We start from the raw sequence: 9,599 nt of genomic DNA, 5'->3' as shown, positions 1-9,599 counted from the left end.
ATCATGATCATCCTGGGTCTGGATCCCGGTCTTGGCACGACCGGTTGGGGACTGATCGCCGCCGACGGCAACCGCCTGACCCATATCGCCAACGGCCAGATCAAGACCGATTCGGCCATGGCGCTGGCGAGCCGATTGCTGGTGCTCGATCTGGCGCTGACCGACCTCATATTGGAACATCAGCCCAATGGCGCCGCGGTCGAAGAGGTGTTCCTCAACGTCAATCCGCAATCGACGCTGAAACTCGGCCAGGCCCGCGGCGTGGTGCTGCTGGCAGCTTCGCGCTCCGGCATGGAGGTGGGCGAATATGCCGCCCGGCTGGTCAAGAAATCCGTGGTCGGCGTCGGCAATGCATCGAAGGAGCAGGTTCACGCCATGGTCTCCCGCCTCCTCCCCGGCGCCAAGGTCGTCGGCCCCGATGCCTCAGACGCGCTGGCCGTGGCGATCACCCACGCCCATCACCTGGCCAGCGCGCGAAGGATTCCGAGAAAATAGAAGGCGCCGGCCAGATCGGCCTACACCATCTCGCCCGTCAGCAGGCGGGGCAGTGCGCCGGATTGCCCCCGCGCCTCCGCCATGAAGCGGTTCTTGAGCAGGGACGTGCGCTGCACCGCCGCCAGCCCGGCGCGGCGGACAAGCGAAGGCATGCGGCCGGGCACATCGAACAGCCGGACCAGTCCATCCATCGCCACGCTGGTCATCATCGCGTCCAGCCCGCGCCAACGCTGATAGCGGGCCATCAACTGCGCATCGCCGGGATCGAGGCCGAGCCGCATACCTTCGACCAGCACCTCGACCAGCGCGGCGACGTCGCGGAAGCCCAGGTTGAGGCCCTGCCCGGCGATCGGGTGAATCGCATGAGCGCTGTCCCCCACCAGTGCGAGGCGCGTGTCGGTGATTCGTGCCGCATGGTGGAAGCCAAGCGGATAGCTGGAGCGCGGGCCCGCAAGTGCAATTTCGCCCAGGAATCCACCCATGCGCTTCTGCGCCTCTGCCAGCCAGGCGCGTTCGGAGAGCTTGAGCATGGCGGGCGCCTGCTCCGTCGGCACGGTCCACACGATCGCGGAACGGGTGCCCGGCAGCATCGGCAACAGCGCGAAAGGGCCGCCGGGATAGAAGATCTCATAGGCCGTGTTGGCGTGCGGCACTTCATGATCGATCGCGGTCACCATCGCGACATGCTTGTAGGCCCAGCGCGTGGTGCGGATGCCGGCTGCCTCGCGCGTGGGGCTGTTGCGTCCCTCCGCTGCGACCAGCAGTGCGCCGTGAATGGTTTCGCCACTGGCCAGGGTCAGCGTCACGCCATCAGCATTGCGATCAACATGCAGCGCCCGGTCGGGCTGGAAACGGGTGAGATTTTCGGCCTGCTCCGCCGTCTTCGCCAGAGCCACGCGCAGGTCGCGATTGGGGAACATGATGCCCATCACCCCATCGTCCGCATCCGGAGCGAAATCGAGCGCGCCGGGCGCCAGCCCGTCGCTGACCCAGATGCGGTCGATCGGGCAACCCTTGCCCTCCAGATGGTCGGCCACGCCGATCGCCGACAGCATGGCGAAACTGGTCGAGCTGATCGCCGATACGCGGCCGTCGAAATCCGTGGCGGTGGTTTCCACCGGGTTGGCCGGATCGATCACGGCGCAGCGCACGCCATGGCCGGAAAGGGCGATGCCAAGGGTCAGGCCGACAAGGCCACCGCCCAATATGGTGACGTCAAAGCGTTGCATGACGGCGGTTCTAGGCGCTCCTGAACGGATTGGGAAGGGCGTCAGAGCGCCTCGCCTCCCCCCGTTCGCCCATCCGGAGCGTGCGTCCGGCCGTTAAAGCTTCCGCACCCAGTTCGCCGGATCGGCCACCGTGCCGCGCTGGATGCCGGTCAGTTCCGCGCGCAGCGCTTCCGTCACGATGCCGCCATCGCCATTGCCGATGGTGAAGTCGCCGTCGACGCTCTTCACCGTGCCAATCGCGGTCACGACCGCCGCCGTGCCGCAGGCAAAGGCCTCGCGCAGCTTGCCGCTGGCGGCGTCGGCGCGCCATTGGGCAAAGCTGTAGAGCTCCTCACGCACGTCATGCCCCCTGGCGCGGGCGAGCGAGAGGATGCTGTTGCGGGTGATGCCCGGCAGGATCGTGCCGGACAGCGGCGGCGTGACGATCGAACCGTCGTCCATCACGAAGAAGACGTTCATGCCGCCCAGTTCCTCGACCCACTTGTTCTCGGCAGCGTCGAGGAAGACGACCTGGTCGCAGCCATGCTGGATCGCTTCCTTTTGCGCCACCAGCGAAGCGGCGTAGTTGCCGCCACATTTGGCAGCGCCGGTGCCGCCCCGCGCGGCACGGGTGAAATGTTCCGACACCCAGAGCGTGACCGCCTTCTTCCCGCCCTTGAAATAGGCGCCGGCAGGCGAGGCGATGACGCAGAAAATATACTCGTTCGCCGGGCGCACCCCCAGGAAGGTTTCGCTCGCGAACATGAAGGGGCGCAGGTACAGGCTGCCCTCCCCGGACGGGATCCAGTCGGCGTCGATCTTCACCAATTCCTCGACCGCCTCCAGGAAAAGGTCTTCGGGCAGAACGGGCATGGCCATGCGCTCAGCCGATTCAGCGAAGCGGCGGGCATTTTCCTCTGGCCGGAACATGGCGATGCTGCCGTCCTCGAGCCGGTATGCCTTCATGCCTTCGAAGATTTCCTGGGCATAGTGGAGCACGGCGCAGGCGGGATCGAGCTGGAAGGGCTCGCGCGGGCCGATCGCGTGGCTGTGCCAGCCCTGCCCCTCGGTATAGCGAATCGTCACCATATGGTCGGTGAAGAGCTTTCCGAAACCGGGATCCACCAGCAATACGGCGCGCTGATCAGCCGACACAGCCTTGTTGCTGCGGGTGACGGTAAAGCGCGATGTCTGCTGGACGTCCATGTCGAAAAACTCCTTTGGATCGGACGGGCCGCCTATGTCACAGATGGCGGCGCGAAACAATGGTCAATATTACTGACCCAAGTTGCGGTCCATGGCCGATCCCGTCGGGGTGGCATCTTGGCGCTGGGCCGCAGCACGGCTATCCCGTGGGTCATGCACTTTTTCTCCGACAATGCGACGCCGGTCTGCCCGGAAGTCATGGCAGCCATCGTCGCGGCCGACCAGGCCGATCATGGCTATGACGGGGACCGCTGGAGCGCCCGCTTGAACGGTGCCTTTTCCGATCTGTTCGGGACGGAATCGGTGGCGCTCTGGATCGCGACCGGGACGGCGGCAAACAGCATAGCACTGGCCTCGCTCTGCCCACCCTATGGCGGAATATTGTGCCATGAGGAGGCGCATATCGTCGTCGATGAATGCGGCGCGCCCGGCTTCTACACCCATGGGGCGACCCTGATGGCATTGCCTGGCGAGGGCGCGAAACTGTCGCCTGAAACAGTGCTGGACCGGTTGAAGGCGATCCGTCCCGACGTGCACCAGGTGCCCGCACGGGCGATCAGCATCACCCAGGCGACCGAATATGGCCTGGTCTATACGCCCGGCGAAGTCGCGGCACTGGGCAATCTGGCACGGGAGCATGGGCTGGGTTTCCACATGGACGGGGCACGCTTCGCCAATGCGGTGGCCTATCTGGGCTGCCATCCCGGCGATGTGACCTGGCGCGCAGGAGTCGACATCCTCTCCTTCGGCTGCGTCAAGAATGGCGGCATGGTGGGCGAAGCCCTCGTCTTCTTCGGCAATCAGGCGCAGCCGCGCGCGGCCGAGGCCGCGCGCTGGCGCAAGCGGGGTGGACACCTCTTCTCCAAGGGCCGCTATCTGGCGGCGCAACTATTGGCGATGGTCGAGGGCGACCTGTGGCTGCGCAACGCGCGGGCAGCCAATGCCGCGGCCCAGGCGCTGGCGGCGGGCGCGGCGGGACGGCTGCTGCATCCGGTCCAGGCCAATGAACTGTTCGTGCGGCTGAGCGAGGCGGAAAGGACGCAATTGCGGGCGCAGGGCTTCGATTTCCATGACTGGGGCGGGGATGCGGCGCGGCTCGTCACCAACTGGTCGCAGCATGCCTCCAGCGTGCAGCCTCTGGCCGAGGCGATCAGGACATTGGAGGGATGAGCGAGGACAAGGGCGTTTTCCTGCCCTTCATCCTCGTCACGCTGATCTGGAGTTCCACCTGGATCGTGATCCGGGACCAGTTGGGAAATGTGCCGCCAAGCTGGTCTGTCTGCTACCGCTTCCTGTTGGCCGGATCGGCGATGGCGATCTTCGCCCGGCTGCGCGGCTTGCCGCTCAACATCGGTGGCAGCGGGCTGGCCTTCGCGGGATTGCTGGGTACGGCGCAGTTCGTGATGAACTTCAATTTCGTCTATCGTGCGGAGCATTATCTGACATCGGGCGTGGTCGCGGTGATCTACGCGATGCTGCTGATACCCAACAGCATCCTCGCCTATCTCTTCTTCCGTCAGCCGGTGAGCCGCGCCTTCATCGCAGGGTCGGGGGTCGCACTGGCGGGCATCGCGCTGATGCTGACGCATGAATATCATGGCGCCCGGGTCCGGCCGGACATGGTGCTGCTGGGCGCGGCATTTTCGATCGCCGGGCTGCTGAGCGCGTCGGCGGCCAATGTCATGCAGGGGATGGAGATCGCCCGGCGGCTGCCGATGGCGGCAGTGCTCGCCTGGGCAATGCTGATCGGCGCGGCTGTAGATGGGCTGTTCGCCTGGGCGACGGCCGGACCGCCGGTCATCGAGATGCGTCTGGGCTATTTGGCAGGAATTGCCTGGCTGGGGCTGGCGGGTTCGGTCGTGACCTTCCCGCTCTATTTCCGGCTGATCCAGCAAATGGGCGCGGGGCGGGCGGCCTATACCAGCGTGCTGATCCCGGTGATCGCGATGCTGATCTCGACGCTGGTCGAGGGCTATCGCTGGACGGCGCTGGCGGGTGCGGGGGCGCTGCTGGCAATTGCAGGGATGGTCGTCGCGCTGCGAACCAAGCCGGTCTGAGGGCGGACGCCCGGCTGGTAAAGCCGCTTGGCCGCATTGACCCTGTCGATCAGGCTGGCGAGCGGCACCGGCGCGGATGCGGTGCGTTCGGGTAGGGACAGGCTGTTGATGCGCTGGCCCAGAGCGGTGAAGGCATGATCGAAGCGGTCCATCTCTTTATTCCCCGGAAGCTGACGGGCCAGCCATCGGGCAGGGATGGTTAAGAAGTCGTTAGTGATGATCCTGCTTTGCGGCGGAGCGAGTCACAGACAGGCGCGCAGCCCTTCGCGATAGGTGGGATAGAGGGGAGACCAGCCCAGCAGGCGCTTGGCGCGTCCGTTCGCCACCCTGCGGTTTTCAACGTAGAAGGAGCGCGCCATGGGGGAAAGCTGCGCCTCCTCCAGTGTCAGCAGCGGCGGGGCAGGTTGGCCAAGCAGGGCGCAGGCTTCCTCGATCAGCCGGTTCTGCGCGCAGGGCAGGTCGTCGGACAGATTATAGATGCCCGGCGGACCATGATGGATCGACGCGAGGACGCCAGCGACGATATCATCGACATGGGCGCGGCTGAACACCTGATCGGGCAGGTCGATGCGGTGCGCCCGCCCTTCCCGCACACGATCGAGCGCGGAGCGGCCGGGGCCGTAAATACCCGGCAGGCGGAAGCGGCGGAGGTCCGGACGCAGAGCGCCCCAATCCGCATCGGCCTGCGCGCGCGCAGCCCGCCGGGCCACGCCGGTCGGGCTTGCTTCATCGACCCAGGCGCCCGCCGCATCTCCATAAACCCCGGTGGAGGAGAGATAGCCGGTCCAGATGGCAGGCGCTGCGGCGATGGCGCCGCCATAGCGGGTGAGGACCGGATCGGCATCACCCTCGGGCGGAACGGAGGACAGGATGTGGCTGGCCCGCGCGATGGCGGTCAGCACAGCGGTTTCGTCGCTGAAGTCGAGCGTTTCGGCATCGGCGGCGCGACGAACGCCGGTAACATGCCATCCCTCGGCCCGCAGGCGCATGGCGAGCCGGGAGCCGGTGTAGCCCATGCCCAGGATGAGCATATGGGGCATGTTCAGGCGGCCGCTGGCCAAGTCAGACCGTGAAGCTCTCGCCGCAGCCGCAGCTACCCTTGGCATTGGGATTGTTGAAGACGAAACCGGCGGTGAAGTCATCCTCCACCCAGTCCATGGTCGATCCGACCAGATAGAGCACGGAGGCGCCGTCTATATAGAAGGTGCCGCCCGGCGTTTCGATCTTCTCGTCGAACTTGGCCTCCTCGTTCACATAATCGACCGAATAGGCAAGGCCGGAGCAACCCCGGCGCGGCGTCGACAGCTTGACCCCGATCGCGCCTTCGGGCGCCTGCGCCATCAGGTCGGCAATGCGCTGCTCGGCGCTCGCCGTCAGCACGACGGCAGCCGGACGGGCACGGATCTTTGTTTCGCCAGTGTGAGGAGGAGTCATCAGAGCATTCCCAGTTCGAGCTTGGCTTCGTCCGACATTTTCTGCGGATCCCACGGCGGATCCCAGACGAGGTTCACCTGCGCATCGCCCACGCCCGGCACCGCGCCGACACGCAATTCGACTTCGCCCGGCATGGATTCGGCCACCGGACAGTGCGGCGTGGTGAGCGTCATGGTGACGACGGCATGGCCATCCTCCGTCACGTCTACGCCGTAGACGAGGCCCAGATCATAGATGTTGACCGGGATTTCCGGGTCATAGATTTCCTTGAGCGCATCGATGATCGCATCATAGAGGCTGCCGCCCGGTTCGCCCCTGGGCATGTCGGCAGGCTTCTGCGCGAGGAAGCCATCCAGATAGTCGCGCTGGCGCGCGCCGGAACCGGCCACCTCCTCGACGCGCGCCTTCGGGGGCGTTTCCACCCCCTCGACCTCTTCCACCAGAATCTTGCGCTCTTCGCGATTCACTTCAGTCATTGGCGAAGATTTTCCTCACTCTTTCTATGCCCTTGACCAGCGCATCCACATCGCTTTCGTCGCTGTAGATGCCGAAGCTGGCCCGTGCCGTGGCCTCGACGCCCAAATGGCGCATCAGCGGCTGCGCACAATGATGCCCAGCCCGGATGGCAACGCCGGTTTCGTCCAATATGGTGCCGACATCGTGCGGATGCACCCCCTCCACCTCGAAGGAAAGAATGCCCGCCGAATCTTCCGGGCCGAACACGCGCACGCTGTTGAGGCTTTGCAGCGCGGTCCTGGCCTTCGCGACAAGCGCGCATTCATGGGCGTGGATCGCGTCCAGCCCAATGGCCTGCACATAGTCGATCGCCGCCGACAAACCCACAACGCCGGTGATATGCGGCGTCCCCGCCTCGAACCGGGTGGGCGCGGGGGCATAGGTGGTTTTTTCGAACGTCACCTTGTCGATCATCGATCCCCCGCCCTGATAGGGCGGCATGGCGTCGAGCAGCGCCTTTCGCCCCCAGAGCGCGCCAATGCCGGTGGGACCGTAGAGCTTGTGCGCGGAAAAGACGTAGAAATCGCAGTCCAGCGCCTGTACGTCCACGGCAAGGCGCGGCACGGCCTGGCAGCCGTCGATCAGGATCTTCGCGCTCACGCCATGCGCGATTTCGGCGGCGCGGCGGACGTCGAGCACGCTGCCCAGCACATTCGACACATGGGCCAGCGCGACCATCCTGTGCGCGGGCGTGATCATCGCGGCCATGGCATCCAGATCGATCTTGCCGTCCGGGGTCAGCGGCACGACATCGATCCCGGCCCCGACTTTTTCGGCGACAATCTGCCACGGAACGATATTGCTGTGATGCTCCAGCATGGAGAGCAGGATGCGGTCGCCGGCCTTGAGCTGCGTCCCTGCCCAGCTTTGCGCGACCAGATTGATGCCTTCGGTCGCGCCGCGGACATAGACGATCTCGCTGTCCGACTGCGCGCCGATGAACTGCGCCACCTTCCGGCGCGCCGCCTCATAGGCAAGCGTCATATTCGCCGAACGTTCGTAGACGCCGCGATGGACCGTCGCATAGTCCGGGCCATAGGCGCGGGCGATGGCGTCGATCACGTCATGGGGCTTCTGCGCGGTCGCGGCGCTGTCCAGATAATGCCAGCTACCTACGCCGGGAAAGTCGTCCCTGAGCTGCAAAGCCTGGGCCAGGTCGGTCATACCAGCCTCTCCAGCTTGGCGAGGGCGGCGGACTCAAGCCGGTCCTTGACCGCTTCGTCGGCCACATCGTCGAACACGCCCGCGACAAAGGCCTTGAGCAGCAGCGTCTTGGCGGTCGCCGGGTCCATGCCGCGGCTCGCCATGTAGAAGAGGGCCTGCTTGTCCAGTTCGCCCACCGTCGCGCCATGGGCGCATTTCACGTCGTCGGCGTAGATTTCCAGCTCCGGCTTGACATTGGCCGTGGCGGTGCGGTCGAGCAGCATCGCCTTCACCGACTGGAAGGCATCGGTGCGCTGCGCATCGCGGGCGACATTGATGCTGCCCAGATAGCTGCCGGTGGCGCGCTGGCCCAGGATCGAACGGATCGTCTGGCCGCTGGTCGCGTCCGGCTCGGCATGGGTGACGGAGGTGATGATCTCCAGCGTCTGCTCGCCGCTGCCGATGATCGCGCCGTTCAGTTCGAAATGCGCGCCCCGCCCCAGCGTCACGGTAAAGGCCACGCGACCGAATTTCCCGCCGATATTGAGGAGGTGGAAGTCGAGCCGAGCGCCGTCCGCGATGCTGATGACATAATCATGCACCGCCGCCGCGCCTTCGCCCGCATCCTGCAACAGATGATGGTGCGCAGTTTCTCCGGCCGCGACATCGATGTGCGTCGGCGCGGGCGTCGGCCAGATGGCCGCCAGCGCATCAAGGTCGCTGTAGCGCCATTCCTCGGCCCTTCTTGTAGGGAGGGGGCGTGCGGCAAGGGAGAGCGTGGTCACGCCGCAACCACCTCCGCATAACCCTCGCGCTCCAGTTCCAGCGCCAGTTCCGGGCCGCCGGACTTGACGATCCGGCCAGCGGCAAGGACGTGCACGAAGTCCGGCTTCACATAGTCGAGCAGGCGCTGATAATGGGTGATCAGCAGCACCGCCTTGTCGGGCTTGCGCATGATGGCGTTGATGCCGGCGCCCACGATCTTGAGCGCGTCGATGTCGAGGCCGGAGTCGGTTTCATCGAGGATCGCCAGCTTGGGATCGAGAATGCCCATCTGCACCATTTCAGCGCGCTTCTTCTCGCCGCCGGAAAAGCCGACATTCACCGGACGCTTCAGCATTTCCATGTCGAGGCCGAGGAGAGCCGCCTTTTCCTTGGCGAGCTTGATGAACTCGCCGCCCGACAACGGTTCCTGGCCGCATGCCTTGCGCTGGCTGTTGAGACTCTCGCGCAGGAATTGCAGGTTGGAGACGCCGGGGATCTCGACCGGATATTGGAAGCCCAGGAACAGGCCGGCGGCGGCGCGCTCGTGCGGCTCCAAGCTGAACAAGTTCACACCGTTAAAAGAGGCATTACCGCCGGTAACCTGATACCCTGGGCGGCCGCCCAGCGTATAGGCCAGCGTCGACTTGCCCGCGCCATTCGGCCCCATGATCGCGTGGATCTCGCCCGCCTTGATGGAGAGCGACAGGCCCTTCAGGATCGCCTTGCCGTCAATCTCGTTGGTGAGGTTCTCAATCGTCAGCATCATTCACACCCC

The 9,599-nt window shown here is 65.4% G+C and carries 11 protein-coding genes; 3 read left to right on the top strand and 8 right to left on the bottom strand.

Annotation, left to right across the window (positions count from 1 at the left end; translation table 11 throughout):
• The first annotated feature begins 3 nt into the window (after window positions 1–3).
• The gene (ruvC, locus tag MRBLMC3_RS20900; protein WP_363737985.1) at window positions 4–495 is read left to right on the top strand and encodes a crossover junction endodeoxyribonuclease RuvC; all 492 of its coding nucleotides are present in this window, start codon (window positions 4–6) and stop codon (window positions 493–495) included.
• A gap of 20 nt (window positions 496–515) precedes the next feature.
• Here ruvC and MRBLMC3_RS20895 read toward each other — a convergent pair whose 3' ends face one another.
• Window positions 516–1,724 (bottom strand): FAD-dependent monooxygenase, encoded by a 1,209-nt coding sequence (locus MRBLMC3_RS20895; RefSeq protein ID WP_363832044.1) that lies wholly within the window; start codon window positions 1,722–1,724, stop codon window positions 516–518.
• Window positions 1,725–1,817: 93 nt separating this feature from the next.
• Complete coding sequence (locus MRBLMC3_RS20890) at window positions 1,818–2,909, bottom strand: branched-chain amino acid aminotransferase (RefSeq protein WP_363832041.1); 1,092 nt, start codon at window positions 2,907–2,909, stop codon at window positions 1,818–1,820.
• Between the two features lie 153 nt (window positions 2,910–3,062).
• Here MRBLMC3_RS20890 and MRBLMC3_RS20885 point away from each other — a divergent pair, with 153 nt between their 5' ends.
• Both MRBLMC3_RS20885 and MRBLMC3_RS20880 read left to right on the top strand, forming a co-directional pair.
• Window positions 3,063–4,079: a threonine aldolase family protein gene (locus tag MRBLMC3_RS20885; RefSeq protein WP_363832038.1), complete on the top strand. Its 1,017-nt coding sequence runs from the start codon at window positions 3,063–3,065 to the stop codon at window positions 4,077–4,079.
• Window positions 4,076–4,966, top strand: a complete 891-nt coding sequence (locus tag MRBLMC3_RS20880) for a DMT family transporter (RefSeq protein ID WP_363832035.1) — start codon at window positions 4,076–4,078, stop codon at window positions 4,964–4,966. The genes MRBLMC3_RS20885 and MRBLMC3_RS20880 overlap by 4 nt, the downstream gene beginning before the upstream one ends.
• 242 nt (window positions 4,967–5,208) lie before the next feature.
• On the opposite strand, the gene MRBLMC3_RS20875 is transcribed toward MRBLMC3_RS20880, so the two are convergent.
• The 6 genes from MRBLMC3_RS20875 to sufC are packed head-to-tail and all read right to left on the bottom strand — an operon-like array spanning window position 5,209 to window position 9,587.
• Window positions 5,209–6,006 (bottom strand): SDR family NAD(P)-dependent oxidoreductase, encoded by a 798-nt coding sequence (locus tag MRBLMC3_RS20875; protein WP_363832032.1) that lies wholly within the window; start codon window positions 6,004–6,006, stop codon window positions 5,209–5,211.
• A 22-nt stretch (window positions 6,007–6,028) separates the two neighbouring features.
• Window positions 6,029–6,400, bottom strand: coding sequence for a HesB/IscA family protein (locus MRBLMC3_RS20870; protein WP_363737974.1), 372 nt, complete (start codon window positions 6,398–6,400; stop codon window positions 6,029–6,031).
• Window positions 6,400–6,876, bottom strand: coding sequence for an SUF system Fe-S cluster assembly protein (locus MRBLMC3_RS20865; RefSeq protein WP_363832029.1), 477 nt, complete (start codon window positions 6,874–6,876; stop codon window positions 6,400–6,402). The genes MRBLMC3_RS20870 and MRBLMC3_RS20865 overlap by 1 nt, the downstream gene beginning before the upstream one ends.
• On the bottom strand, window positions 6,869–8,080 hold the full coding sequence (locus MRBLMC3_RS20860) for a cysteine desulfurase (protein WP_363832026.1): 1,212 nt from the start codon (window positions 8,078–8,080) through the stop codon (window positions 6,869–6,871). Before MRBLMC3_RS20860 ends, MRBLMC3_RS20865 begins: the two co-directional genes overlap by 8 nt.
• Window positions 8,077–8,844 (bottom strand): SufD family Fe-S cluster assembly protein, encoded by a 768-nt coding sequence (locus MRBLMC3_RS20855; RefSeq protein WP_363737970.1) that lies wholly within the window; start codon window positions 8,842–8,844, stop codon window positions 8,077–8,079. Before MRBLMC3_RS20855 ends, MRBLMC3_RS20860 begins: the two co-directional genes overlap by 4 nt.
• On the bottom strand, window positions 8,841–9,587 hold the full coding sequence (sufC, locus tag MRBLMC3_RS20850; RefSeq protein ID WP_363738231.1) for a Fe-S cluster assembly ATPase SufC: 747 nt from the start codon (window positions 9,585–9,587) through the stop codon (window positions 8,841–8,843). The genes MRBLMC3_RS20855 and sufC overlap by 4 nt, the downstream gene beginning before the upstream one ends.
• Between the last annotated feature and the right edge of the window lie 12 nt (window positions 9,588–9,599).

This window comes from Sphingobium sp. LMC3-1-1.1 (assembly GCF_040676285.1).
Lineage (GTDB): Bacteria > Pseudomonadota > Alphaproteobacteria > Sphingomonadales > Sphingomonadaceae > Sphingobium.
This window is presented reverse-complemented; position numbering and strand designations above follow the sequence as displayed.

What these genes read in the sequence shown, in the direction of transcription:
- MRBLMC3_RS20880 (WP_363832035.1), top strand. Translation starts at nt 4,076, where the DNA reads ATGAGCGAGGACAAGGGCGTTTTCCTGCCCTTCATCCTCGTCACGCTG.
- MRBLMC3_RS20860 (WP_363832026.1), bottom strand. Translation starts at nt 8,080, where the DNA reads ATGACCGACCTGGCCCAGGCTTTGCAGCTCAGGGACGACTTTCCCGGC.
- MRBLMC3_RS20875 (WP_363832032.1), bottom strand. Translation starts at nt 6,006, where the DNA reads ATGCCCCATATGCTCATCCTGGGCATGGGCTACACCGGCTCCCGGCTC.
- sufC (WP_363738231.1), bottom strand. Translation starts at nt 9,587, where the DNA reads ATGCTGACGATTGAGAACCTCACCAACGAGATTGACGGCAAGGCGATC.
- MRBLMC3_RS20895 (WP_363832044.1), bottom strand. Translation starts at nt 1,724, where the DNA reads ATGCAACGCTTTGACGTCACCATATTGGGCGGTGGCCTTGTCGGCCTG.
- MRBLMC3_RS20865 (WP_363832029.1), bottom strand. Translation starts at nt 6,876, where the DNA reads ATGACTGAAGTGAATCGCGAAGAGCGCAAGATTCTGGTGGAAGAGGTC.
- MRBLMC3_RS20870 (WP_363737974.1), bottom strand. Translation starts at nt 6,400, where the DNA reads ATGACTCCTCCTCACACTGGCGAAACAAAGATCCGTGCCCGTCCGGCT.
- ruvC (WP_363737985.1), top strand. Translation starts at nt 4, where the DNA reads ATGATCATCCTGGGTCTGGATCCCGGTCTTGGCACGACCGGTTGGGGA.
- MRBLMC3_RS20890 (WP_363832041.1), bottom strand. Translation starts at nt 2,909, where the DNA reads ATGGACGTCCAGCAGACATCGCGCTTTACCGTCACCCGCAGCAACAAG.
- MRBLMC3_RS20885 (WP_363832038.1), top strand. Translation starts at nt 3,063, where the DNA reads ATGCACTTTTTCTCCGACAATGCGACGCCGGTCTGCCCGGAAGTCATG.